Here is a 24,481-nt window from a genome sequence, read left to right as displayed (position 1 = left end):
ATGCCGCTCGCAGCCCCGACGGTCAGCCGGGCCAGGCGGTCGGGCATGCCGCACCGCACCGCCGACCGCGCGGCGGGTCGCCGTCAGCCGCGCGCGGCCCCGATCCCTCGCCAGAGCACGAGCAGCTCCTCCTCGCCGTCGATCCGATCCGGCCGGATCACCACGTCGTCGGCGACGTAGTAGAACACCGCGTCGATGTCGTCGGCGTCCTCCCCCGACCAGCGTGCGTAGGCCAGGCGGTACAGCGCCAGCTGCAGCTGGCGCTCGTGGAGCTGCTCCGCGTCCTTCGGCACCGCCCCGGTCTTCCAGTCGACGATCTGGATGCGTCCCTGCCGCCGGTAGACCGCGTCGAGCTTGCAGATCACGACCCGTCCGTCGAAGACGACGTTGATCTCGAGCTCCACGTGCAGCGGCGCCAGCTCCGCCCACTCGGAGCGCTCGAAGGTGCGCTGGAGCTCCTCCAGCCGCCGCCTGTCCGCCTCAGCCATCGGAACGAGCGTCCCCGTCGCCTCCTCGGCGTCGTCCCGCTCGATCTCGGCGAGGTCGAGCAGGTCGGACATGCCCCCCGGCCGTGCCGTCGAGCGCTCCTCGACCCAGCTGTGGAAGAGCGTTCCCAGCCGCGTCTGCCGGTACGGCTTCTCCGGCAACGGGCGGCGGAGCGCGCGGGCGGTCGCCTCGGTGTCGGCGACGAAGTCCTTGAACCGCGACGCGGCGATGCGCTCGGGGACGGGGACGAGCTGCTCCCCCGCGTGCCGAAGGCTGCGCTCGGCCAACAGCAGCTCGATGTCCTCGTCCCAGCGGCTGCGCGCCCCGGAACCGCGCGCCGCGGACACCGCCTGGGCGGCGGAGCGCACCGCGGTGCCCCTCCCCCCGAGCGGATCCGTCGGCCACAGCACGCTCCGCCCCTCCAGCGGTGCGGGGTGGCTCGCGGATGAGCTCTCGGCGGGCAGCTCGCCCCCGCGACCGAGTGCCTCGGCCGCCTCGACGAGGTACCGGCTCGGGGACCGCGGTGTCTTCTGACTGGACCAGAACGAGCCGCTGAGCAGCAGGGCGTCGCGCGCCCTCGTCACGGCCACGTACGCCAGCCGACGCTGCTCCTGGCCGTTGCGCTCGGCGAGGCCGTCGCCGAAGCGCTGCATGGCCTCGTCGAACTCGCGCTGGGAGACGGCGTCCGCCCAGTCCAGTACGGGCAGGTCCTCGCGATCGCCCGCGAAGTCGTAGGGCAACTCGCCGAGGGCCGTCCAGCCTCTCGCGCTCCTCAACGGCGAGGGCAGCTCGTCCGTCACCAAGCGGGGGACGGCGACGCTGTCCCACTCCAGCCCCTTGGCGCCGTGGATGGTGAGCACCTGGACGGTGCCCGGCTCAGCCGGCTCCCCGGCCGGGCTCAGCCGTTCGCGCCGCTCCGCGTCATCGAGCCAGGCGAGGAAGGGGCCGAGCGTGGCCTGTTCCGCGATGAGCCGGAAGCCGTCGGCCAGCTCCACGAAGGCGTCGAGGCTCTCCTGGCCCGCGGTGTCCTCGGCGTTGGCGAGGACCTCGATGTCGAGGCGCAGCTCGGCGATGACGCTCGTCACCGTGTCGACGAGTTCGGACCCGGTGCGGCGACGGAGCCCCTGGAGCACGCGGGCGAGGTCACGCATGCGCTCCCTGCCCTCCGCCGTGATCGCCCGGACGGCGACGTGGTCGTCCGGCAGCACGAGGAGCGCGTCCAGGGCGTCGACGAGCGAGCTGCCGTCATCGCTCGCCGTCGAGCGGCGCAGTGCCTGTGTCGACGACTCCGGCAGCGGCTGCTGGGCGGCGTCCCGCCCGCCGAGCCAGCGGGCCGTCGCGGCGAGGGCGTCGACGTCCGCCACCCCGAGCCGCCAGCGGGCACCCGTGAGCAGCCGCACGAGGTCGGCACCGGCCGTCGGGTCGTGCATGACGCGCAGAGCGGCGACCGCGTCGACGACGGCAGGGTGCTCGAGCAGCCCGGTCAGGCCGAGGACGTGGGTGGGCACCCCTGCGCGCGCGAGCGCCTCCGTGAACAGACGGGAGCGCTTCACCGAGCGGCACAGCAGCGCGGCCGTCCGTTGCCCCCCCGAGGCGGAGGGCCGCGCGAGCTCCCCCGCGAACCAGCGGGCGACGGCGTCCGCCTCCTCCTGCACGGTCTCCGGGTAGGCGATGTCGATGCGGCCGGCCGCGGCGAGCGGCGAGGGCTCCAGAGCTTCGACGGGGATTCCGGGGATCGCGGGAAGCCCGTCGACGATGGCGTTGGCGACGTCGAGCACGTCGGAGGAGTTGCGCCAGCTCACGGACAGCGCGAAGGCGTTCGCCCCGGCGTCCCCGCCGAAGTCGCCGGGGAACCGGGAGATGTTGCTCGCGCTCGCACCGCGCCAGCCGTAGATGGACTGGTTGGGGTCCCCGACGGCCATGACCGGGTGCGCATGGAACAGCTCCGACAGGAGCCGGGTCTGCACGACCGAGGTGTCCTGGTACTCGTCGAGGATGACGACGCGGTAGCGGGACCGGTACTCGGCCCTCGCCCGCGGGAAGCGCCGCACGATCCGCTGTGCCAGGGCGATCTGGTCGCTGAACTCCAGCAGCCCCCTGCGGAGCTTGCGGCGGTGGAACTCCTCGGCCATGCGGACGAGCATGGGGAGCGCCCCGACGTCCCTCGCCGCCGACACGACCGAGGCGTAGTCAGTGCGTTTGCGCGGGTTGTCGATCGGCAGCGAGGCCACGGTTGCAAACCGCTCGGCGTAGGCGACGACATCGTCCGCCCGCTCGAGCACGTCGTTGTCGCTGAGGTGGTGCGCCAGCCGGAGCACGGCGTCGGTGATCGAGTCGATGCCCGCGTCGAGCTCGACCAGCAGCGGGTCGTCGCCCGCGACGACGACGTCCCTCGCCAGGCGCCAGGCCGACGCCTCGGTGATGACGGTCGCATCGGGCTCTCTGCCGATGGTCCGGGCGTACTCCCGGTAGAGCCCGCTGGCGAAGGAGTTGTAGGTGGAGATCGTCGCGGTGGCGAGGACGTCGTCGTCGCCGCCGAGGCGCGCACCGAGCTGCTCGACGCGCCGGATCACCCGCTCCTGCAGCTCGCCCGCCGCCTTGCGTGTGAAGGTGAGGCCGAGGACCTCGGGCACGCGCACGTGGCCGTTGGCCAGCAGCCAGACGATGCGGTTCGCCATGGTCTCGGTCTTGCCGCTCCCCGCCCCGGCGACGACGAGGGCGGGGGTGAGTGGCGCCTCGATGACCCGGCGTTGCTGCGGTGTCGGCGACGGCAGGCCGAGGGCGTCGGCGATGTCGAGCGCGCTGTATCCGGGACGACGGTCCTCGGGTTCGGTCACGGCGTCTCCTGCCTGTTCTGCTCGTCGTCGTGCTCTCGCCCGCCGGAGACGGCGGGGACGGTCTGGATGCGGTAGCGGCGCTGGGCCTCGAGGCTGCGCTCGTCGGCGTCCGGCGCGCCGCGGAACCGGGATCCGGCCATCCCCTCCGCCGCCGCCCTGACGCGGGCGATGAAGCCGTCGAGATCCTCGGACGACAGGGGGGCCTGGACCAGCAGCCGATAGCTGCGACCGCGCACCGCGTGCCCCTCGCCGACGAACAGCAGGGCCCCTCCGGCGACCGCCCCCTCCGGCACGCCGGGCACCTGTCCGCTGCGTGCGGCGAGCTGATACGCGATCAACTGCGCGTGCCCGGCGAGCTCGGCCCCGGTCGGCGCCCGCCGCCCTGTCTTCAGGTCGACGATGCTGATGGTGCCGTCCGCGTCGCGCTCCACCCGGTCGATCTGCCCTCTCAGCCGTGCGGGCGCGAGGTCGAGGGCGAAGTCGCCCTCCGCCGCGATCAGCTCGGTTCCGGCCGCGTCCCTGTCGCTGAGGTAGTCGGCGACGCCGGTGAGCATCGCGGACACGCGCCGCCGCTGGCGCTGCTCGAGCCAGTCCGACTCGAAGCGAAGCTCGTCCCAGCGCCGGCCGACGTGCTCGCCCATGGCCCTGGCGCTACGGTCCTCGGGGTCGTCGGACAGCGCGGCGTCCTCCATCGCGGCGTGCACGAGGGTGCCCACGGCGTTCGCGGTCTGGGACGGCTCCGGCGCGACGCGGTCGACGAACCACATCAGCGGCGAGGCCTCGAACGTCTCGATCCGGGACGGGGAGACGGACACGCGCGTCTCCGGGTCGTTCAGCTCGGCCAGCGGCGCCGTGGTGCTCTCCGGCCGGACCCCGTACCAGTCCTCGGGCCTGGCGCCGGGGACACCGGCGTCCGCGAGCCGGGCGATCGCCGAGGAGAGCTCGTCGGCGCTCACGCGGTCGTCGCCGTCGGCGCCTGCCCCCGCCTCGGCGAGGTCCTCCCCATGGACACGGCCGTCCCCGCCGTCCGCGTGCCGTTCCATCGAGGCGACGAGGTCGCGGCGCAGCATCGCGGTCATCGTCCGCAGGTTGAGCGGATACCGGGAGGTGGACGGCCGCGCCGCCGGAATGCTCCGGAACCGCAGGAACGGAGAGGGCTGGTCGTCCTCGCCCTCGACCGCGGCGAGCAGCAGGCGGTCGCTCGCCCGGGAGCAGGCGAGCACGAACAGCCGCAGCTCGTCGGAGAGCACCTCGGCCCTGCGGTCGATGTCGGCCAACGGCAGGCCGGACGTCACCGTGCTGAGGTCCTGGGCGCCCAGCAGCGAGCCGCGGATCTGGGGGTTCGGCCAGGCGCCGTCCTGGAGTCCCAGCACGGCCACCGTGTCCCACTCCGTTCCGACGAGCGCGCTCGGCGGTCCGACCCACACCGACTCGGCGGCGGCGGCGGGCGCCAGGGTGTCCTCGGCGATCACGGCCCCGCGCTGCTCGTCGATGAACTCGCCCGCTGGCGCATCGGGCTCGCGCTCCACGAAGCGGCGGGCGGAGGTGAACAGCGCCATCACCCCGTCGAGCTGCCTGTTGCTGTCCTCGGCGAGCACACCGGTCCCCAGCGCCTGCGTGCGCAGCGCCTCCGCGTCGACGAGCGACTCCCACAGCTGCCAGAGCAGCTCCTCGATGCTGGCCCCCTCCGCCGCGAGATCCGTCGCCGCGGCGATCGCTCGGGCGACGCGGCGGGCTCTGCGGGCCGGGGCGAGGTCGAGCGTGTCGAAGCCGGCGGGGTGCGCGATGGCGTCGCGGAGCAGCTCGTCGGCCAGCCGTGTCCCCCCTCCGGCGAGCTCCTCGTGCCGGAGCGCGAGACGCAGCCGACGGAGCCCGAGCCGGTCGAGGCCACCGAGTGGACCGGTGAGCACGGTGCTCGCCTCGTCCCCGCTGAGGCTCTCCCTGCCGAGCGCGACAGCCGCCAGGCGCAGAAGCTCGGCCGGCAGCGCGCGCTCGGCGGGCGACACCGCGGCGGTCGCCGCCGTCGGCACCTCCGACAGGGCCAGTGCGCGCTCGAGCGATGCCACCTGGGCGCCCGAACGGACGACGACGGCCATGCGGGACCAGGGCACTCCGTCGCGGACGTGACGTTCCCTGAGCGCACGGGCGAGCGAGCGCTGCAGTCGCGCCGTGGTCGGGGCGATGAGCCGCTCCAGCGGTGACCGCTTCGCCTCGGCTGACGCGGAACGGGACGACTCGGCCGCGCGGTGCGCGACACCGCCGGAGGCGCCCACCCGTTCGCTCGCCTCGCGCACGAGGGCACGGATCTCGGGTCCGTGCCGGTAGACGGTCCCGAGGACGACACCGGTGGCCCTGACGCCGAGCACCTGGCTCAGTCGGGCGATCGCGCCCGGCTCCGAGCCCCGGAAGGTGGCCGCGGCCACGTCGGGGTCGCCGGTGGCGATGATCTGCACGCCGCGTCCCGCGAGCGCGGCGAGCAGGCGCAGGGATGCCGGCCCCTGCTCGTGCAGATCGTCGACGAGGACGACGCGCGGCAGCGGACCCTCGCCGTCCCTGACCGTCCGTGTCGCCTCGCTCACCAGCTCAGCCGAATCGAGGAAGCGCACAGGATAGCTGTCGACGATCTCCTCGTACTCCTCGATCAGCTCGGCCGCGGCGGACCACTCGGGGCGGCGATGCACGGCGGCGAGCCGGCGGAGGTCGTCGGGACGCAGCCCCTCCTCCGTCACCCGCATCATGAGCTCGCGAAGCTCCGTGCGGAACCCGGTGAGCGAGCGCACGGCGGCGTCGAGCGGCTCGGGCCACTGCGGTCCGCTGCCGTCGAGCGCGTGCCCCGCGAGGATCTCCGCGATGATCCCGTCCTGCTCCGCCCCGGTCAGAAGCCGGGGCGCCTCGCGCCCGGCCCCGTCCGCGTTCTGGGCGACGAGACGGTGGGCGAACGAGGCGACGGTGCGCGCCAGGGGGCCCGAGGTGGGCACGGCGACGATCCGGGCCACGCGGTCGCGCAGCCGCGTGGCCGACCGGCGGTTCGCGCCGATGACGACGAGGTCGTCGGGGGCGATGCCCTGCTCGGTCACCAGCTGACGGGCCAGCATGAGCACGAGCGCCGTCTTGCCCGAGCCGGGGGCACCCTGCACGGCGACGGAGCCGCCGCCCGCGGCGAGCGCGAGCACCCTGCGCTGGGCCTCGTCGGCCGCGGGAAGCGCCTCGGCCTCCGCCGAGGGTGAGGAGAAGAGGATCTGGGCCACGTCCCCACGCTAGCGGCCGGCGCCGACAGCGCCGCTGTTCGCTGAGGGCGAGGCGGCCGGGTGCGCGTGCGCCGAGGCCGCTCCCCTAGGCTTGGGGTAGTCAACAGAAGGGCACCCACCGTGGATATTCGGATCGGCATCACCAACAGCGCTCGCGAACTGGCCTTCGAGTCGCAGCAGTCCAAGAAGGACGTCGAGGAGACCGTCGCCCGTGCACTGGGAGAGGGCAGCTCCTACTTCACCCTGAGCGACGTCAAGGGCCGCAGCTTCCTCGTCCCCACGGCCGCCCTCGCCTACGTCGAGCTCGGCGGCGAGGAGTCGCGCCGCGTCGGCTTCGTCGCCTGACATGGAGCTGTTCTTCGTCGCGGTGATCGGCGCCGTCCTCGGCGCGGCGGTGCGGTACGTGCTCCCGCTCAGGGAGAACTACGGCGTCACGGTCACGGTCGCGACGGGGACGGCCGCGGCGACGCTGTCGGCGGCCGTGCTCGAGCTGGCGGGGCTGCGCTGGGACAACCCGCTGCTCTGGATCATCGCACTCGTGCTCTCCGTCGCGGTCCCGGCGGGGATCGCCCTGGCCCTCTCGCGTCGACGTGAACGCGAGTACGCGGCGCTGCTCAGCACCGTCGCCGGTTAGGGCACCATCGACGGCGCTGACGCGGGCGGGACGAGCGATCGTCCCGCCCGCGTCGTCGTGCGCGGCAACCGGGTCGCGGAGCCCGCACCGGAGAACCGGCGCCGGCAGCCCCCTGACGTTCAGGCGGTGAGGCCGAGCACGTCCATCCGGCGGGAGTGGCGCGCGATGATCTCGGTGAACACCGGCTCGACCCGCCCCCGGCGACGTCGCCGGGGTCGCGGACGATCGCGTGCGCGAACAAGATCGTGTCCCCCAGCACCCTGCGCCCCCACAGCGCCAGGATGTGGGCCCTGCGCTCTTCGGCGTCGATGCGGCGGATGAGCACGTCCGCGAGCTCACCGTCGTCCCTGTTCGAGGTGATCGCGGCCGCATAGCGCCGGCCGGGCGCCGTGCCCATGCCCTCGGCGACGGCGACGAAGACGTCGTTGAGGAAGCCGAAGACGATGTACGCCGTGAGCACTCCCTCGATCCCCCTGCTGCCCCTGAGGATGTCAAGGAACGCGTCCGTTCTGGCCACGAAGGGCGCCATCTGCTCGACGGGGTCGTCCCCGCGCGACGTGATCTCGGCGCAGATGTCCTGGTGGATGCGCAGCGCCCTCGCCGCGGCGCTCGAGATGATCTGGGTGTCGAGGAGAGGCTCCGTCCGCCTGGCCGTCTCGGTGACGAACTGGTAGAACGCCAGCTGCGCGTAGGCGAGCTGGCCGAGGTACGCGCCCGTGTCCGGCGCGAGCTCGGCGACGTCGACCCGTGTCGTCGGCGTATTCACGCCGGGGAGACGGGGAGTGCTCTGACGCGTGGCGCGCCGAAACCAGGATTTCACGGCGTCAGTCTACGTGCACCCCGGCCCGCCTCCAGGGAATGCACCGCGTGCTGCGCTAGTGTTGCAGCCAGCCCCGGCGACGGATCGGGGTGCTACGCCGGAGGAACGAAGCAAGGCGTAGGCCGCTTCTTTCCAGACAGGCAGTACATCACCGTGACTTTCCGTGATCTCGGGGTCGACGCCGACATCGTCGACGCGCTCGCAGACAAGGGCATCATCGAGCCCTTCCCCATCCAGGAACAGACCATCCCCCTCGCCCTCACCGGGCAGGACATCATCGGCCAGGCCAAGACCGGCACAGGCAAGACCTTCGGCTTCGGCATCCCGCTGCTCCAGCGGATCGGCGCCGACCCGGCCCCCGGCGTCGTCGCGCTGATCGTCGTGCCGACCCGCGAGCTCGCCGTCCAGGTGACCGAGGACATCGAGCTGGCGGCGTCGAATCGCTCCACGGCGATCGCCTCGATCTACGGCGGCAAGGCCTACGAGGGTCAGATCGAGCAGCTGAAGGCCGGTGCGCAGGTCGTCGTCGGAACGCCGGGGCGCCTCATCGACCTCATGCGTCAGCGCCTGCTCGACCTCAGCCACGTCACCGAGATGGTGCTCGACGAGGCGGACAAGATGCTCGATCTGGGCTTCCTGTCGGACATCGAGACGCTGTTCGCCAAGGTTCCGGCCGTTCGGCACACCATGCTGTTCTCGGCGACCATGCCCGGCCCGATCGTGACGCTCGCGCGGCGCTTCATGACGCGCCCCGTGCACATCAGGGCGAGTGACCCCGACGAGGGGCTCACGCAGGCGAACATCAACCACCTCATCTACCGTGCCCACTCCTTGGACAAGGACGAGGTCATCTCCCGCATCCTCCAGGCCGAGGACAGGGGCAAGACGGTCATCTTCACCCGGACCAAGCGCGCCGCCGCCCGCCTCGTCGAGGAACTCGGCGACAGGGGCTTCAACGCGGCGGCCGTCCACGGCGACCTCGGCCAGGAGCAGCGCGAGCGCGCGATGGCGGCGTTCAAGGCGGGCAAGAAGGACGTGCTCATCGCGACGGACGTGGCCGCGCGCGGCATCGACGTCGACGACGTCACGCACGTGATCAACCACACCATCCCCGACGACGAGAAGACCTACCTGCACCGTGTCGGCCGCACCGGCCGCGCCGGCAAGACGGGCATCGCGGTGACCTTCGTCGATTGGGAGGACCTGCACAAGTGGGCCCTGATCAACAAGGCGCTGGACTTCGGACAGCCGGAGCCGACGGAGACCTACTCGTCGTCGCCGCACCTGTACACCGACCTCAACATCCCCGAGGGGACGAAGGGCCGGCTGATCCCCAGCCGGTCGGCGACGGCGGGGACCGGGTCGCGCAGCCAGGGCTCGCGCGGGTCGGACGGTGCCTCACGCTCGCGGAACCACTCCGGTGGCCGCACGACCGGCTCCGAGACGGCGAGGAACGACGCCCCCACCGGCGCCCGGTCCTCCTCAGCGGCCACGGACGGTGGCGAGGCGCCGCACGGCTCGTCCTCGTCCTCCTCCCGCCGTCGCCGCAGCCGCACCCGGCGCCGCGGGGGCCAGCAGGGCGAGCAGACCCAGGTCGGCGGGACGAGCACGCAGGGCGAGCAGACCCAGGCCTAACCCATCGGGGACTACGCCCCCAGTCACGACGCCCGCCGTCCGGTTCCGCCGGTCGGCGGGCGTTCGTCGTCGCTTCCGCCCACGAGCACTCGCGCGCGGCGCGCGGTTCCTGTCCTCTGGCCGGCCGGGGCGCCGGCCGCGCGGCGGGCCGCGCCGAACAGTGCCGGTCCGTACCGGTCAACGCCGGCCAGCAGCGGTCAGCGCTGATCAGCCAAGCGGGGGGAACACGGGCGAGGACCCCGTCCCCTGCACGATGATCTCCGCGAGGGCCGCGGCCGAGGTGGTGTTCTCGCCCAGCCGGTTGGGCTTGCCCTCGCCGTGGTAGTCGCTCGACCCGGTCATGATCAGCCCGAACCGCTGGGCGAGCTCGATGAGCCGGAGCCTGCCGGAGGGGGTGTTCTCCCTGTGATCGACCTCGACGCCGGCCAGGCCCCTGTCGACGAGCGCGCCCAGCCGCCGCTCGTCCGTCATCCTGCTACGTCCGTGAGTGGCGGGGTGGGCGATGACGGGTACGCCCCCCGCCGCCCGCACGAGCTCGATGCCCTGCTCGATCGGGGGCGCGTAGTGGGGGATGTAATACCCCGCACGCGGGTGGAGGATGCTCGCGAAGGCGTCGCTGCGCGTGGGGACGAAGCCGCGGGCGACGAGCGCGTCGGCGATGTGCGGCCGCCCCACCGTCGCGCCCGGCGTGGTCTGGGCGAGGACGTCCTCCCAGCTGAGCGCGTAGTCCTTCCCCAGCCGGTGCACGATCGTCTCCGCCCGGTGCAGCCGGGCGTCCCGGATACGGGAGGTCTCGGCGACCAGGTCGGGGTCCGCCGGGTCGAACAGGTAGGCGAGCAGATGGACGCTCGCGGGACCGTCGGCGGTGCTCAGCTCCATGCCGGGGATGAGCGTCAGCCCGGTGCGCTGCGCCGCGGCGGCCGCCTCCGCCCAGCCGGCGGTGGAGTCGTGGTCGGTGAGCGCCACGGTCGCCAGACCGGCCGCCGCCGCCGACTCGACGAGCCGATCGGGGCTCTCGGTACCGTCGGACACCACCGAGTGGGTGTGCAGATCGGCGGGAACGCCCGCCGGTGACCCTGTGCGCATCCCCTCATCTTAGATCTGCGCCCGGCCGAGGCGGTGCGCGGCCTCGCCCTCCTCCCGCGACATCGGCGCGGCCCGACGGTGAGACAATGGAGGCATGACCGAGGCGACACGAGACCAGACCAGCACGAGCGACGACACCGCTGCGGAGAACCGCAACCGCTCCACCACCCCCTCCTCCACCGCCTTCCAGGAGTTCATCGGCTCCGGCTGGGCCGACCGGGAGGCTGTGTCCGCCGAGGCGAACCCCGTCGCGGCGTTCTCCCTCGCCCGCCGTGACGCGGTGGCGGCGGCGTTCCCCGGCGTTCGCGTCGTCGTCGAGGCCGGGGCACTGAAGCCCCGCAACAACGACTGCGACTACCCGTTCCGGGCGCACTCGTCGTTCGCCCACCTCACCGGCTGGGGCTCTGCCAGCGAGCCGGACTCCGTGCTCGTGATCGACAGCCGCGACGGGGGACGCTCCGACGTTCTCTACTTCCGCGGCCCGGCGGGCAGGGACTCCACCGAGTTCTACGCCAACGCCACGGTCGGCGAATTCTGGATCGGTCCCCGGCCGAGCCTGGCGCAGGTCGCGACCGAGCTGGGCGTGCAGACGCGGGAGCTGGCCGAGTTCACCCCGGAGCGCGGCGACGTGACGCTCGACGACGCCGACGGAGCGCTCGCCCGCGTCACCTCCGAGCTGCGCCTGGTCAAGGACGCTTTCGAGATCGACGAGCTCCGTGCCGCCGTCGCGGCGACCGCGGCGGGGTTCGGCGACGTCGTCGCAACGGTCGACGACGCGATCGGCCGCGCGCGCGGCGAGCGCGTCATCGAGGGCGCCTTCGCGAGCCGCGCCCGGCTGGAGGGCAACCAGACCGGCTACGACACGATCGCCGCCGCCGGCGACCACGCCTGCATCCTGCACTGGACCCGCAACGACGGACGGGTCGACGCCGGCGATCTCGTCCTTCTCGACGCGGGCGTCGAGGTCGACAGCCTCTACACCGCGGACATCACCCGCACGCTCCCCGTCTCGGGGCGGTTCAGCGACGTGCAGCGCCGCGTGTACGAGGCGGTCCTCGAGGCCGCGGACGCGGCGCTGGCGATCGTCCGGCCCGGCATCCGCTTCCACGAGGTGCACGAGGCCGCGATGCGCATTATCGCCGCACGCACGGCGGAGTGGGGGCTGCTGCCGGTGAGCGCGGAGGAGTCGCTCCTGCCGGAGCTGCAGTACCACCGCAGGTACATGGTGCACGGGACGAGCCACCACCTCGGGCTCGACGTCCACGACTGCGCCCAGGCCCGGCGGGAGATGTACTACGACGGCGTCGTCGAGGAGGGCATGGTCTTCACGATCGAGCCGGGGCTGTACTTCCAGCCGGACGACCTCACGGTCCCCGAGGAGCTCCGCGGCATCGGCGTCCGCATCGAGGACGACATCCTCGTGACCGCGACCGGGGCGGAGAACCTCTCCGCAGCGATCCCCCGCACCGTCGCCGAGATCGAGGACTGGCTGTCCCGCTGAGGACGACGCCCGTCCTGAGCACAGCGTTCGGCCCCGGCATCATCGAGATGCCGGGGCCGGGGACGTTCAGAGCGCGGGGCGCTCCAGCGTGTTGCCCGCGTCGGCGGCGAGAGCACGGCGCACCTGCTCGCCGACGCCACGTTCGGCGATGATCACGTAGCTGCTGGCGACGACCTGCATCGTCGAGGTGAAGTCGCGCCGACGACGGCTGATCGAGTAGTTGACCAGCGCGAAGAGGATGCCGAATGCGGCGCCGATCGCGACGGCCGCGCCCAGGTAGACGAGGTTGGTCGCGGGGTTGATGATGATGAGCATCAGCCCGAGGAACAGTCCCAGCCATGCGCCGGACAGCGCACCTCCGGCCGCGGCCTTGCCGTAGCTCAGCGCCCCCGTCACCCGCTCGACGCTCTTCAACCCGTCGCCGACGATGCTCAGCCCTGCGACGGGGAGCTCGGCCTTGGCCAGCCGGTCGACCGCCTGGAGGGCGTCGGAGTAGGTGGCGAAGCTGGCAACGGTCTCGCCCTCGGGCAGACGCTGGGCATCCAGGCCGCGAAGGCGTCGGGTGTTCTGCGGTGTGCTCACTCCCCCATCATCCCACTCCGCGCCGCGATCGCACCCCCGGTGTCGCGGCTGACCCGGGGCCACGGCCCCGCGGCCCCGCCAGGCGGGGAGCGGGTAAGCGCTGTAGCGTGGACGGGTGAGCTCTCCCAAGGTCTTCCTCGCCCGTCTCGTCGGATGCAACGTCTTCGACCCGGCGGGCGACCGCGTCGGCAAGGTCAGGGACGTCCTGCTGATCAACCGCCGTTCGGCGCCGCCGAGCGTCCTCGGCCTCATCGTCGAGATCCCCGGCCGTCGTCAGGTGTTCGTCCCGATCGGCCGCATCATCTCCATCGCCGGTGGCCAGGTCATCACCACCGGCATGGTCAACCTGCGGCGGTTCCAGCAGCGAGGCGGCGAGGTCAGGGCGATCGCCGAGCTGCTCGGCCGCAAGGTCGACTTCGTCGACGGCAGCGGCGAGGGCGTCATCGAGGACATCGCGATCGAGCCGAGCACGCCGGGCGCGTGGGAGGTCTCGCAGTATTTCGTCCGCCGGCCCCGCACGGGCGGCGCGCGCTTCGGCCGCGGCAGCACCGGCTTCGCCGACTGGTCGGAGATCAGGGAGCGCTCCGGGCAGTCGGAGGCGCAGTCGGCCGAGCGGCTGGTCGCGACCTTCAGCGACCTGCGCGCGGCCGACCTCGCCCATGCGTTGCTTGATCTGCCCGAGCGGCGCATGCGCGAGGCGGCGGCGCAGCTGCCGGACGAGCGCCTCGCCGACGCGCTCGAGGAGATGGAGGAGGCCGACCAGCTGCGCGTCGTCGCCGGGCTGAGCGACGAGCGGACCGCCGAGGTGATGAACAGGATGCAGCCGGACGACGCCGCCGACCTGCTCGGGCAGCTCCCCGAGACCCGGACCGAGCGTCTGCTTGGCCTGATGGAGCCCGACGAGGCCGAGGACGTGCGCATCCTGCTCAGCTACGAGCCGGACACGGCCGGCGGTCTGATGACCACCGACCCGATCATCCTCTCCGGCGACGCCACCGTCGCCGAGGGTCTCGCCGTCATCCGGCGTCAGGAGCTCGCCCCCGCACTGGGCGCGGCGGTCTGTGTCACGCTTCCGCCGTACGAGACGCCGACGGGCCGCTTCCTCGGCATCGTGCACTTCCAGCAGATGCTGCGCTACGCACCGCACGAGCGGCTGTCGAGCCTCGTCGTCACCGACGTCGCCCCCGTGCTGCCGACGGCGCCCGCCGCGGAGGTGGCGCGGGTGCTGGCCAGCTACAACCTCGTCTCCGTCCCCGTTGTCGACACGGTGGGACGGCTGATCGGGCTGGTCACTGTGGACGACGTCCTCGACTTCCTGCTGCCGGAGGACTGGCGCAACGCCGAACCCGCGCCGGGGTCCCGTCCGCCGCGCAACCCCGCCCCGTGACGGACACGCGGCAGCCCTCGGACGCCGAGCTCGTCGAGCGGGTCACGGCGGCGCTCGGCACGGTCATCGACCCGGAGCTGCGCCGCCCGCTCCCCGAACTGGGCATGGTGGGCGAGGTGACGGCACGGGACGGCGCGGTCACCGTCGAGATCCGGCTCACCATCGTGGGCTGTCCCGCGGCGACGACGATCGAGCGCGCCGTCACCTCAGCCGTCGAGGGGGTCGTCGGTGAGGGCAACGCCGTCATCCAGGTGGGCGTGATGACCCCGGAGCAGAGGACCGCCCTGACCGAGCGCCTGCGCGGGGCCACACGGCGGATGCCGTTCGGCCCCGGAAGCCTGACGCGCGTGATCGCGGTCACCAGCGGCAAGGGCGGCGTCGGGAAGTCCACCGTGACGGCCAACCTCGCCGCGGCCCTCGCCTCTGACGGCCTCAACGTCGGCCTGGTGGACGCCGACGTGCACGGCTTCTCCATCCCCGGGCTGCTCGGCCTCGTCGACGCGTCGGGACGGGCGACCCCGCCGACCCGGGTCGGTGACATGATCGTGCCTCCACGCGCTCACGGCGTCGCCGTCATCTCGATCGGCATGTTCCTCGAGGACCCGGCCGCCGCCGTGGCGTGGCGCGGCCCGATGCTGCACCGCACGATCGAGCAGTTCTTGGGCGACGTGCACTTCGGCGACCTCGACGTCCTGCTCATCGACCTGCCGCCGGGCACGGGCGATGTCGCCATCTCGCTCGGTCAGCTGCTGCCCAACGCCGAGGTCGTCGTCGTGACCACGCCGCAGCACGCCGCCTCCGACGTCGCGGTGCGCAGCGGGACCGTGGCCAGGCAGAGCGGCCAGACGGTCGTCGGCGTGGTCGAGACGATGTCCCCCGTGGTCCTCGCCGACGGCAGCACCCTCGAGCTGTTCGGTTCCGGCGGCGGTGCGCGGGTCGCCGAGAGGCTGAGCAGCGCATCGCCCGGCACCGAGCCGGTCGCGCTGCTCGGCAGCGTTCCGCTCAGCTCCGTACTTCGCGAGGGCGGCGACACCGGCTCCCCCGTCGTGCTGGGCGCCCCCGCCGATCCCGCTGCGCGCGCGCTCAGGGCGATCGCCGAGCGCCTCTCGAGGCGGGGACGCGGTCTGAGCGGGCGATCGCTCGGTCTGTCGCCGCGCTGATCTGCTCAGCTGGCTTCGTCGTCGAACGGCACGGGCCCCGTCGCCTGGCCCGCGCGTCGCCGTCGCACCCGGGCGAGGTAGTCCTCGTCGAGCGCCCTGCCCGCGCTGCCGGCCACCGCGGCCGCCGCCCCCGCCGCACCGCTGGACCCGATGCCGTTCGCACCCGCCGCGGGCTCGCGCGCCGGGGTGGCACCGTCCTCCTCGAGCAGCGCATCCCTGATGATCCTGCGGGGATCGTACTGGCGCGGGTCCATCTGCTTCCAGTTGATGTCGGTGAACTCAGGACCCATCTCGTCCTTCATCCGGTCCTGCGCGCCGCGCGCCATCCGTCTGACCGACTTGACCAGCTCCGCGAGCTTGGCGGCGTAACCGGGGAGCTTCTCCGGGCCGATCAGGAACGCGGCGATCACGCCGATGATCAGCAGCTTGTCGAAGGTGAGGCCCACCCCGCAAGGATACAGGCCGTGCGCCGCACGGCGTCTGCGCGTCACCCCACTAATCTGGAGGGACACACGGAGGAGCTTGGGTGAGCGAACACGACGCCAATTGGCGCTACATCAACGACGTCGTCGACGAGTCGGAGGTGTACCGGAACGCGCGCCAGCACGCGCTCGAGCTCGGCATCGAGGCGGTGTCGCCGTCGCTCGGGGCGCAGATCTCCGTCCTCGCGGCCGCCGGGCAGGCCAGGAGCGTCGTCGAGATCGGCACGGGGACGGGCGTGTCGGGGCTGTACCTCACAGCGGTGTCCGAGCGTTCAGTGCTGACGAGCATCGACAACGAGCCCGAGCACCTCCAGCTGGCGAGGCAGACCTTCGTCTCGGCCGGCATCGCCGCGAGCAGGACCCGACTGATCAATGGCAGGGCCCTCGAGGTGCTGCCCCGCATGAACGACGACTCCTACGACCTCGTCCTCGTCGACGCCGACCCGGAGCACGTCATCGAGTACGTCGAGCACGGCCTGCGCCTGATCAGGCCGGGCGGCCTCGTCCTCGTCCCCCATGTGCTGCGCCACGGACGCGTCGCCGACCCCGCCCAGCGGGATGAGCTCACCGTGCAGTACCGGGTCCTGGTGGAGGAGATCGCTGCATCGGACGCGGTCATCGGCGCGCTCTCCCCCGCGGGCGACGGTCTGCTGCAGATCAGCACGCGCGCCGACTGAGTCGCGCGTCGCGCCGTGCCGTGTCGGCGCGGGAGCGGCCTCATCCCTGCCCGGGCCCACCAACGCGCCAACGCGCCAACGCGCCAACGCGCCAACGCGCCAAGAATGATGCTGCGTGTTCCGCGGGCGGACGGCGCCCGAGGGCACTCGCGGCCCCGAGGACGACGAAGGCGGGCGGGGACCATGTCCCCGCCCGCCTCCTGCTGCGTCATCTCACTTGGTGGACTTGCGCCCCGTGATCGCCCCATAGATCAGCAGGACGATGATCGCCCCGCCGATGGCGAGGGCCCAGGTGCTCAACGACCAGAACTCGTTCAGGTTTGCGTTGAACACGATTCCGCCGATCCAGCCTCCGAGCATCGCGCCGACGACACCGAGAATCAGGGTGACGATGATGCCGCCGCCCTGCTTACCCGGCAGAATCGCCTTCGCGATCGCTCCGGCAATCAGCCCCAGGATCAGAAATGCAAAAAATCCCATGTTCGTTCCTCTCGTGCAAGGTCCCCAACTCAGGACACGGTGACGAAGCGACACTGCGGTGTTTTCGCAGGCACCCCGCCTGGTTCTCCCAGTATGCCGTGCCCCCTCGACATCCGGGGTACCCGGGCGTCCCGGGCGTGGCACGCCGTCGAGGTGCGCTCCCCCGACAACGAGAGACGGGCCGGACGGGAGAATGATCTCCCGTCCGGCCCGTTCACCGGATCGCGGTCGGACTAGCCCGCCGCGACCACCGCACCGAGTACCTCGTGCAATTCCTTCGCCTCGTCGTCACTCACGGAGACGACCAGACGGCCCCCACCCTCGAGTGGGACCCGAACGATAATGAGCCGGCCCTCCTTCACGGCCTCCATCGGTCCGTCGACGGTCCTTGGCTTCATCGCTGCCATGCGGCTCCCCTTTCTGGCTGTCCTCCCATGGTATCGGAAAACCGGGCCGCGACCCGGCCGAGACGCCCAGATGACGCGCGACGCCGCGTCGGGGCGCCGACGCCCGAGCGACGGGTCGGGTCGATCACGGCGGCGTCCAATCGGCGCCGTCGACGCGCCAGCACGCATCGATCCACCACCACTGCAGGACGATGCACGCGGCGATCAACGCCGTGCGATAGGCGGCGGAGCGGGGCACGGCCAGCATCCCCACGACAGGGAACAGCGGCAGCAGCAGCCGGAAGGTCGACGACTGGGGGAAGAACACCGCGAGCAGGTACACGCCGTAGCTGAGCAGCCAGAGCCGGACCTCGATGCCCATCCGGGCGCCGGCCCGCGAGCGGAGCCCCCAGACGCCGAGCGCGACCAGCGCCGGGACCACGAGCCAGCCCAGCGGAACGCCGACCCAGCGCTGCGTCCACCAGTCCAGCCCCTGGAACCAGGCGGCGAAGGGGACCAGGTGCTGGTGGCCGATGTACACGCTGCGCCAGGCCAACTCCGTGTCCGTGTAGGCCGTGACGGACCCCGTGACGGCCCAGGCGATCGCCGGCCAGGCCAGTCCCGCGACACCGCTGAGCGCCGCCGTGACCGCCAGGGTCCACCGTTCCCTGACGGGGAAGCCGGCCCTCGCCCTCCTGACCATCCGTACGATCCACAGCAGGAGCAGGAACAGCGAGAACGCGAGACCGGTCGGACGGGTGAACGAGGCGACGACGATGAGCGGCGCCGCGGCGAGGTAATTCCGCCGCATGACGAGGAGAAGCGAGCAGACCAGCAGCAGCGCATGCAGCGATTCGGCGTAGCCGAGCTGCAGGATGGGCGACACCGGGGCGACCGAGAACAGTGTGGCGCCCACCAGGGCGGTGCCGTGGTCGAGGCGGAGCCGGAGCAGGCGGTACAGCACGAACACCGCAGCTGTGGCGCAGGCCACGGAGACGACCACCGCCGCGGCGGCCCAGCCCAGCCCGGTGAGACCCGTCAGCGCCCTGACCACCATCGGATACACCGGCATGAACGCCCAGGCATTCTCGCCGACGTGGCCGTCGTCGGTGATCGGCAGCTCCGAGGGGTACCCGCTGGCGGCGACGATCTGGTACCACCGCGAATCCCACATCGCGGCGAAGTCGGCGTACGACGGGGAGGCCCCCGTCCAGGGGTTGACCTCCTGGTCGCGGGCGAATCCGAGCAGCATCACCGTGGTCAGCACGCGCGAGCCCAGCCAGATCAGGCCGAGCTGCACCCACCACGGCCACAGGGCGACGGCCGCGACGGCACGCGAGACCGGACCGCGACGGGCGGAGCCGCCGGTGGCGGGGCTCACGGGACGACGCGTCGGTGCCGGAACCGGCTCAGCCATCGTCGTGGCTCAGCCACGCACGCAGGCTCCGCTCGCACTCGCGGATCTGGGCGGTCGAGACGCGCTCATCGTCGGCGTGGGCCAGGCTCGGGTCTCCGGGGCCGAAGTTGACGGCGGGGATGCCGAGCGCGGAGAAGCGGGCCACATCGGTCCAGCCGTACTTGGGGGCGGGCTCGGTGCCGACCGCAGCGACGAACTCGCGTGCCAGCGCCGCGTCGAGGCCGGGCCTCGCGCCCTCCGAACGGTCCACGACCGTCACGTCGAAGCCGTCGAAGTACTCGCGCAGCCACGCGATCGCCTGCTCGCTGGACCGGTTCGGCGCGAAGCGGTAGTTGATGTGCACCATGCACTCGTCGGGGATGACGTTGCCGGCGACCCCGCCCGAGATGCCGACCGCGTTGAGCCCCTCACGGTAGTCCAGCCCCTCGACGGTGACGGTGGCGGGCTCGAACTCGGCGAGGCGCTGCAGGACCGGGGCGATCGCGTGGATCGCGTTCTCGCCCATCCAGGCCCGCGCGGAGTGCGCGCGCCGTCCGAAGGTGCGCACCTCGATCCGCACGCTGCCGTTGCAGCCTCCCTCGATGGTCGAGTTGCTCGGCTCACCGAGGATCGCGAAGTCGCCGACGACGAGCTCCGGGTGCGCCGCGGCGAGCACGCCGAGACCGTTGAGCTCGGCGGACACCTCCTCGTTGTCGTACCAGATCCAGGTGATGTCGGCGCTCGGGTCCACGAGGTCGCGGGCGAGACGAAGCTGCACGGCGACGCCGCCCTTCATGTCGACCGTCCCGCGGCCCCAGAGCATCTCGATGCCCTCGTCGGAGACGTCGGCAGGGATCAGTCTGCTGGGCACGTTGTCGTTGATCGGGACCGTGTCGATGTGGCCGGCGATCACCACGCGCCGCTCACGCCCCAGCCGTGTCCTGGCGACGACAGAGTTCCCGTGCCGGACGACCTCGAGGTGGGCGCTGCCCCGCAGGAACTCCTCGATCGCGTCGGCGACGGTCCGTTCGTCGCCCGACACGGAGGGGATGTCGCACAGCGCTCGCGTCAGCTCCACGGAGTCGGCGAGGGGGTCGAGGGCGGTGAACGCAGGATCGGCCATGACGACAGTCTACGACCGCGGCACGCGCGGGCCCTCCGCCACTGGCTACCCTTGAGGCATGACCACCACCACCGCATCCTCCGGCACGCCCACGCACGCGTGGGGCTACGGCCTGGCCACCGTCGCGTCCGACGGCACCGTCCTCGACACCTGGTTCCCCGAGCCCGTGCTCGGCCGGATCCCGGAGGGCCGTGACCGCTGGATCGCCCCCGCCGAGATCGAGGCGCTCGCGGCGGCCGACGAGCGGCGTGCCGTGACGGTCGACGTCGTCACCGTCGAGATCGCGCTCGACGAGGCACCGGCCTCCACCTCCGACGCCTACCTGCGCCTCCACCTGCTCTCACACCTGCTCGTCGCGCCGAACACGATCAACCTGGACGGCATCTTCGGCCATCTGCCGATCGTCGCGTGGACGAACGCCGGCCCCGTCCACCCCGACGACACGACCCGGCTGCGGCCGAGCCTGCAGCGCCACGGCATCCAGGTGACGGGCATCGACAAGTTCCCGCGGCTGCTCGACTACGTCACGCCCGAGCGGGTGCGCATCGCCGACGCCTCCCGTGTCCGACTCGGTGCGCACCTGGCGCCCGGCACCACCGTCATGCACGAGGGCTTCGTCAACTTCAACGCGGGGACGCTCGGCAACTCCATGGTCGAGGGGCGCATCTCGCAGGGCGTCGTCGTCGGCGAGGGCAGCGACATCGGCGGGGGCGCGTCGATCATGGGAACGCTGTCGGGCGGGGGCACGGAGCGCGTCACGATCGGTGCGAGGGCCCTGCTCGGTGCGAACGCCGGGATCGGGATCTCCATCGGCGACGACACCGTGGTCGAGGCCGGTCTGTACGTGACCGCGGGAACCAAGGTGTCGATCATCGACGGCGGCGAGGCCCGCACGGCGAAGGCGCGCGACCTCTCCGGCGTCGCCAACCTGCTGTTCCGCCGCAACTCGCTCACCGGTGCAGTGGAGGTGCTGCCCCGCAGCGGCACCGGCATCACGCTCAACGCCGCGCTGCACGCCTAGGCAATGCCGAACGGGCGGGGAGGGAGAGCGATGCTCTCCCTCCCCGCCCGTTTCGCTTTCGTTCCGGGCCTCGTCCGCCCCCGGCGCGGCGTGCGAGCGGTCAGCGGCGGGGGAAGTCCCTGACCGCCGAGCCCGTGTAGAGCTGCTGCGGGCGACCGATCTTGGTCTGCGGGTCGGCGTTCATCTCACGCCAGTGGGCGATCCAGCCGGGGAGCCGTCCGATGGCGAACAGGACGGTGAACATCCGCGTCGGGAAGCCCATCGCCTTGTAGATGACGCCGGTGTAGAAGTCGACGTTGGGGTACAGGCGCCGCTCCTTGAAGTAGTCGTCCTCGAGGGCGATCTGCTCGAGCTCCTTGGCGAGGTCGAGCATCGGGTCGGAGATGCCGAGGTCCTTGAGCACCTCGTCGGCGCTGTCCTTGACCAGCTTGGCGCGCGGGTCGTAGTTCTTGTAGACGCGGTGCCCGAAGCCCATGAGCTTCACCCCGTCCTCCTTGTTCTTGACGCGCTCCACGAAGCGCTGCACGCTCTCGCCGGAGTCACGGATCTGCGCCAGCATCTGGAGGACGGCTTCGTTCGCGCCACCGTGCAGCGGACCCGAGAGGGCGTTGATCCCCGCCGAGACGGAGGCGTACAGGTTGGCCTTGGTCGAGCCGACCAGCCGCACCGTCGAGGTCGAGGCGTTCTGCTCGTGGTCCTCGTGAAGGATCAGCAGCCGGTCGAGCGCGCGGGTGAGGACGGGGTTCGACTCGTAGGGCTCGGCCATGGTGCCGAAGTTGAGCCGGAGGAAGTTGTCGACGAAGCCGAGCCGGTTGTCCGGGTACAGGAAGGCCTGGCCGAGCGACTTCTTGTGCGCGTAGGCGGCGATGACGGGCAGCTTGGCCAGCAGCCGGATCGTCGTCAGCTCGACCTGTTCGGGATCGTTGCTCGAGGAGCCGTTCTCGTAGTAGGTCGACAGCGCCGAGAGCGCCGAGGAGATCACCGCCATCGGGTGCGCCGTGTGCGGGAGGGCGGAGAAGAAGTGCTTGAGGTCCTCGTGCAGCAGCGTGTGCCGGCGGATCCGCTCGTCGAAGGCGGCCAGCTCGTCCGCGCTCGGCAGCTCGCCGTAGATGAGGAGCCAGGCGACCTCGAGGAAGGTGGAGTTCTCCGCCAGCTGCTCGATGGGGTAGCCGCGGTAGCGCAGAATCCCCTCGTCGCCGTCGATGTAGGTGACCTTCGACGCGGTCGCGGCGGTGTTGACGAAGCCGTAGTCGAGCGCGGTCAGGCCGGTCTTCCTCGTCAACGTCGAGATGTCGATGCTGTCGGCACCGTCGACCGCCGTCACGATCGGGAACTCGGCTTCTCCCCCTGGATAGCTCAGTCGCGCCGTCTGAGGCTCGGTTGATCCGGCTGTCTTCTGGTGCATGTTCTGCCCGGCGTCGCCCACGGCGCCTCCTCGACTCTCCTTGTGACGGACGGCGACCTGACGGAGGTGACCGTCATTGAGTCGTCGGATACAGCCTAGACCCCGATCAGGCCCATCGTGAAACCCGCCAAGGATCGCCGTCCCCCGCTGGCGGAGACCACAGTCGCCTCGCCGCCGGCGGCGGCGGTGGAGCCCACCGCCGCCGCACGGCCAGTCGTCCGGGCGGGGCCGCCCTCGCGGTCCGGCCGCGCCGGGAGGGAGGGGACCCGATCAGCGCCGACGTGCGGAGATGACGGCGTCGAGCGAGTAGCGCCCCGGCCCCGTGAGCGCCACAACGACACCGAGCACGGCGAGCAGGAGGGCGAACTCGTAGCCGCCGTCCGCGACGAAGAAGCCGGCGGCGAGGTGGACCAGCACGACGGCGACGGCCATGTTGATCGCGGCGAGCACACCGACGACACGGGTGCCCAGGCCGAGGACGAGCAGCACCGCCCCGACCGTCTCGATCGCGATGACCACGATCGCCGCCGTCTCCGCGGCCGGGACACCCATCGCCGCGAAGGACTCCTGCGTGCCCGGGACGCCCCAGGTGAACAGCTTCTGCAGGCCGTGGGCCAGCATGACGCCGGCAAGGGCGAGACGGAGCAGGAGGAGACCTGCGGAGGTCGCGTGGCCGGGTGAGGTCGCGTGGCCTGATGAAGACATACGGATGCGCTCCTTGCGGGGTCGTCGGGAGGGATGGTCTTCGAGGTTAACCACGCTCCACGCCCGCCGTCATCCGAACGGCCGTTCAGAGGCCCGAGCCCTGCGGACATTCCCAGCTTCCACGCCGACCAGCGCCCGACGATCAGCGCCCGACGACCGCACCGGACGATCGCACCGGCCCGTCGAGGGCGACCGATTCGGGGCCGGCCGATCAGTCCCGGGGCGACTCCGTCAGCCGCGCGGCGGCCGCCGCGATGTGCTCGTCGGTCGCGGTCAGCGACAACCGCGCATGCCGCGCGCCCGCCTCGCCGTAGAAGACGCCGGGCCCGGCGAGGATGCCGTGGTCGGCAAGCCAGCCCATGGTCTCCCAGCAGTCCGAGCCGTCGCTCACCCACAGGTACAGCCCCGCCTCGCTGCGATCGATCCGGAAGCCGGCCGCCTCGACCGCCGGAACGAGCACCTCGCGCCGTCGACGGTAGCGCTCGCGCTGCTCGGCGACATGCCCGTCGTCGCCGAGGGCGACGGTCATCGCGTGCTGCAGGGGCTGCGGCAGCATGAGACCCGCATGCTTGCGCACCGTCGTCAGACGCTCGACGATGGCGGGGTCGCCGGCCACGAACGCCGCGCGGTAGCCCGCCAGGTTGGACTGCTTGCTCAGCGAGTAGGCGGCGAGCACGCCCGTGCGCGAGTCGCCCACGACCCGCGGGTCCAGCACGCTCGGCGTTGCCTCCCCCGTCCACGGCTCGACCCAGCCGAGCTCCGCGTAGCACTCGTCGCCCACGATGACGGCCCCGAGCTCCCTCGCCCTGCGGACGGCGACCGACAGCTCGTCGACGCTCCACACACGACCGTCCGGGTTGCCGGGCGAGTTGATCCACACCAGGCGGGTGCCCTCCGGCCAGTCCGCCGGGTCGTCGACGCCGACGGCGCTCGCGCCGCACAGCGCCGCCCCCATCGCGTAGCTGGGGTAGGCGGCCGCCGGGTGCACGACGATGTCGCCCTCCCCCAGCCCGAGCATGAACGGCAGGAGCGCGACGAGCTCCTTGGACCCGATCGTCGGCAGCACCTCGTCGACGGAGAGCCCCGGCACACCGCGACGTCGGGCGAACCAGTCGACGATCGCCCGCCGCAGCTCGGGAGTGCCCACCGTGCTCGGGTAGGCGTGGGCGTCCGTCGCCTCGGCGAGGGCGCGCCGGATGAGCTCGGGGGTCGGGTCGACCGGCGAGCCGATCGAGAGGTCGATCAGCGCGCCGGGATGCGCGGCGGCCCGGGCGCGGTACGGCGCGATCGTGTCCCAGGGGTAGTCGGGGAGAGCTCCGAGTGCCATGCACATCCTCCGGACGGTTCGGGACGGCCATCGACCGTCGGCGTTGGCCTCCCGACGAACGGCGGGAAGCGGGTGGGGGTCAGTGTGCCGTCTGGGGTGGCAG

At 72.1% G+C, this 24,481-nt stretch carries 21 protein-coding genes; 8 read left to right on the top strand and 13 right to left on the bottom strand.

Going from position 1 to position 24,481, the window contains the following annotated elements; genetic code table 11:
* Nucleotides 1-83: 83 nt before the first annotated feature.
* Both FM119_RS06040 and FM119_RS06035 read right to left on the bottom strand, forming a co-directional pair.
* Nucleotides 84-3,323, bottom strand: coding sequence for an ATP-dependent DNA helicase (locus tag FM119_RS06040; protein WP_179205235.1), 3,240 nt, complete (start codon nucleotides 3,321-3,323; stop codon nucleotides 84-86).
* A complete protein-coding gene (locus tag FM119_RS06035) occupies nucleotides 3,320-6,571 on the bottom strand; it encodes a UrvD/REP family ATP-dependent DNA helicase (protein ID WP_087136789.1) in 3,252 nt (1,083 codons plus the stop codon). The genes FM119_RS06040 and FM119_RS06035 overlap by 4 nt, the downstream gene beginning before the upstream one ends.
* Before the next feature lie 120 nt (nucleotides 6,572-6,691).
* On the opposite strand from FM119_RS06035, the gene FM119_RS06030 reads away from it, so the two are divergent.
* Together FM119_RS06030 and FM119_RS06025 are read left to right on the top strand one after the other, a co-directional pair.
* Nucleotides 6,692-6,916 (top strand): DUF3107 domain-containing protein, encoded by a 225-nt coding sequence (locus tag FM119_RS06030; protein WP_087136788.1) that lies wholly within the window; start codon nucleotides 6,692-6,694, stop codon nucleotides 6,914-6,916.
* Nucleotide 6,917: 1 nt separating this feature from the next.
* A complete protein-coding gene (locus FM119_RS06025) occupies nucleotides 6,918-7,205 on the top strand; it encodes a hypothetical protein (RefSeq protein WP_087136787.1) in 288 nt (95 codons plus the stop codon).
* On the opposite strand, the gene FM119_RS06020 is transcribed toward FM119_RS06025, so the two are convergent.
* A complete protein-coding gene (locus FM119_RS06020) occupies nucleotides 7,186-8,025 on the bottom strand; it encodes a ferritin-like fold-containing protein (protein WP_087136786.1) in 840 nt (279 codons plus the stop codon). The genes FM119_RS06025 and FM119_RS06020 overlap by 20 nt on opposite strands.
* Before the next feature lie 153 nt (nucleotides 8,026-8,178).
* Here FM119_RS06020 and FM119_RS06015 point away from each other — a divergent pair, with 153 nt between their 5' ends.
* Nucleotides 8,179-9,660: a DEAD/DEAH box helicase gene (locus tag FM119_RS06015; protein WP_087136785.1), complete on the top strand. Its 1,482-nt coding sequence runs from the start codon at nucleotides 8,179-8,181 to the stop codon at nucleotides 9,658-9,660.
* A 207-nt stretch (nucleotides 9,661-9,867) separates the two neighbouring features.
* On the opposite strand, the gene FM119_RS06010 is transcribed toward FM119_RS06015, so the two are convergent.
* Nucleotides 9,868-10,746, bottom strand: a complete 879-nt coding sequence (locus FM119_RS06010; RefSeq protein WP_087136784.1) for a PHP domain-containing protein — start codon at nucleotides 10,744-10,746, stop codon at nucleotides 9,868-9,870.
* A 94-nt stretch (nucleotides 10,747-10,840) separates the two neighbouring features.
* Here FM119_RS06010 and FM119_RS06005 point away from each other — a divergent pair, with 94 nt between their 5' ends.
* The gene (locus tag FM119_RS06005; protein ID WP_087136783.1) at nucleotides 10,841-12,247 is read left to right on the top strand and encodes an aminopeptidase P family protein; all 1,407 of its coding nucleotides are present in this window, start codon (nucleotides 10,841-10,843) and stop codon (nucleotides 12,245-12,247) included.
* A 66-nt stretch (nucleotides 12,248-12,313) separates the two neighbouring features.
* Here the strand turns inward: FM119_RS06005 and FM119_RS06000 are convergent, their stop codons facing one another.
* A complete protein-coding gene (locus tag FM119_RS06000; RefSeq protein ID WP_179205233.1) occupies nucleotides 12,314-12,829 on the bottom strand; it encodes a YflT domain-containing protein in 516 nt (171 codons plus the stop codon).
* A gap of 115 nt (nucleotides 12,830-12,944) precedes the next feature.
* Between FM119_RS06000 and FM119_RS05995 the strand changes: the two genes are divergently transcribed.
* Both FM119_RS05995 and FM119_RS05990 read left to right on the top strand, forming a co-directional pair.
* On the top strand, nucleotides 12,945-14,216 hold the full coding sequence (locus tag FM119_RS05995; protein WP_087136782.1) for a magnesium transporter MgtE N-terminal domain-containing protein: 1,272 nt from the start codon (nucleotides 12,945-12,947) through the stop codon (nucleotides 14,214-14,216).
* Complete coding sequence (locus FM119_RS05990) at nucleotides 14,213-15,376, top strand: Mrp/NBP35 family ATP-binding protein (protein WP_245827315.1); 1,164 nt, start codon at nucleotides 14,213-14,215, stop codon at nucleotides 15,374-15,376. Before FM119_RS05995 ends, FM119_RS05990 begins: the two co-directional genes overlap by 4 nt.
* A gap of 5 nt (nucleotides 15,377-15,381) precedes the next feature.
* Here the strand turns inward: FM119_RS05990 and FM119_RS05985 are convergent, their stop codons facing one another.
* Complete coding sequence (locus tag FM119_RS05985) at nucleotides 15,382-15,822, bottom strand: twin-arginine translocase TatA/TatE family subunit (protein ID WP_087136780.1); 441 nt, start codon at nucleotides 15,820-15,822, stop codon at nucleotides 15,382-15,384.
* An 80-nt stretch (nucleotides 15,823-15,902) separates the two neighbouring features.
* Between FM119_RS05985 and FM119_RS05980 the strand changes: the two genes are divergently transcribed.
* Nucleotides 15,903-16,535, top strand: a complete 633-nt coding sequence (locus FM119_RS05980) for an O-methyltransferase (RefSeq protein WP_087136779.1) — start codon at nucleotides 15,903-15,905, stop codon at nucleotides 16,533-16,535.
* A gap of 213 nt (nucleotides 16,536-16,748) precedes the next feature.
* Here the strand turns inward: FM119_RS05980 and FM119_RS05975 are convergent, their stop codons facing one another.
* From FM119_RS05975 to dapE, 4 genes are all read right to left on the bottom strand, one after another.
* Nucleotides 16,749-17,015, bottom strand: a complete 267-nt coding sequence (locus FM119_RS05975) for a GlsB/YeaQ/YmgE family stress response membrane protein (protein WP_087136778.1) — start codon at nucleotides 17,013-17,015, stop codon at nucleotides 16,749-16,751.
* 233 nt (nucleotides 17,016-17,248) lie between these two features.
* Entirely contained in the window at nucleotides 17,249-17,422 is a 174-nt protein-coding gene (locus FM119_RS05970; protein WP_087136777.1) for a DUF3117 domain-containing protein, read from the bottom strand.
* A gap of 124 nt (nucleotides 17,423-17,546) precedes the next feature.
* Complete coding sequence (locus tag FM119_RS05965; protein ID WP_245827313.1) at nucleotides 17,547-18,782, bottom strand: hypothetical protein; 1,236 nt, start codon at nucleotides 18,780-18,782, stop codon at nucleotides 17,547-17,549.
* A gap of 28 nt (nucleotides 18,783-18,810) precedes the next feature.
* Entirely contained in the window at nucleotides 18,811-19,920 is a 1,110-nt protein-coding gene (dapE, locus tag FM119_RS05960) for a succinyl-diaminopimelate desuccinylase (protein ID WP_087136776.1), read from the bottom strand.
* 58 nt (nucleotides 19,921-19,978) lie between these two features.
* Here dapE and dapD point away from each other — a divergent pair, with 58 nt between their 5' ends.
* The gene (gene dapD, locus FM119_RS05955; RefSeq protein ID WP_087136775.1) at nucleotides 19,979-20,941 is read left to right on the top strand and encodes a 2,3,4,5-tetrahydropyridine-2,6-dicarboxylate N-succinyltransferase; all 963 of its coding nucleotides are present in this window, start codon (nucleotides 19,979-19,981) and stop codon (nucleotides 20,939-20,941) included.
* A 100-nt stretch (nucleotides 20,942-21,041) separates the two neighbouring features.
* Here dapD and FM119_RS05950 read toward each other — a convergent pair whose 3' ends face one another.
* From FM119_RS05950 to dapC, 3 genes are all read right to left on the bottom strand, one after another.
* Nucleotides 21,042-22,346 (bottom strand): citrate synthase, encoded by a 1,305-nt coding sequence (locus FM119_RS05950; RefSeq protein ID WP_087136985.1) that lies wholly within the window; start codon nucleotides 22,344-22,346, stop codon nucleotides 21,042-21,044.
* Between the two features lie 270 nt (nucleotides 22,347-22,616).
* Nucleotides 22,617-23,051 carry a DoxX family protein gene (locus FM119_RS05945; RefSeq protein ID WP_087136774.1) on the bottom strand — a complete coding sequence of 145 codons (435 nt, stop codon included), beginning with the start codon at nucleotides 23,049-23,051 and terminating at the stop codon, nucleotides 22,617-22,619.
* Nucleotides 23,052-23,262: 211 nt separating this feature from the next.
* The gene (dapC, locus tag FM119_RS05940; RefSeq protein WP_087136773.1) at nucleotides 23,263-24,378 is read right to left on the bottom strand and encodes a succinyldiaminopimelate transaminase; all 1,116 of its coding nucleotides are present in this window, start codon (nucleotides 24,376-24,378) and stop codon (nucleotides 23,263-23,265) included.
* Nucleotides 24,379-24,481: the final 103 nt, after the last annotated feature.

It is taken from the genome of Mycetocola reblochoni REB411 (assembly GCF_900163835.1).
Taxonomy (GTDB): Bacteria; Actinomycetota; Actinomycetes; order Actinomycetales; family Microbacteriaceae; genus Mycetocola_B; species Mycetocola_B reblochoni.
Note: the sequence above shows the minus strand (reverse complement) of the source record. Positions and strands in the feature narration are given on the sequence as shown.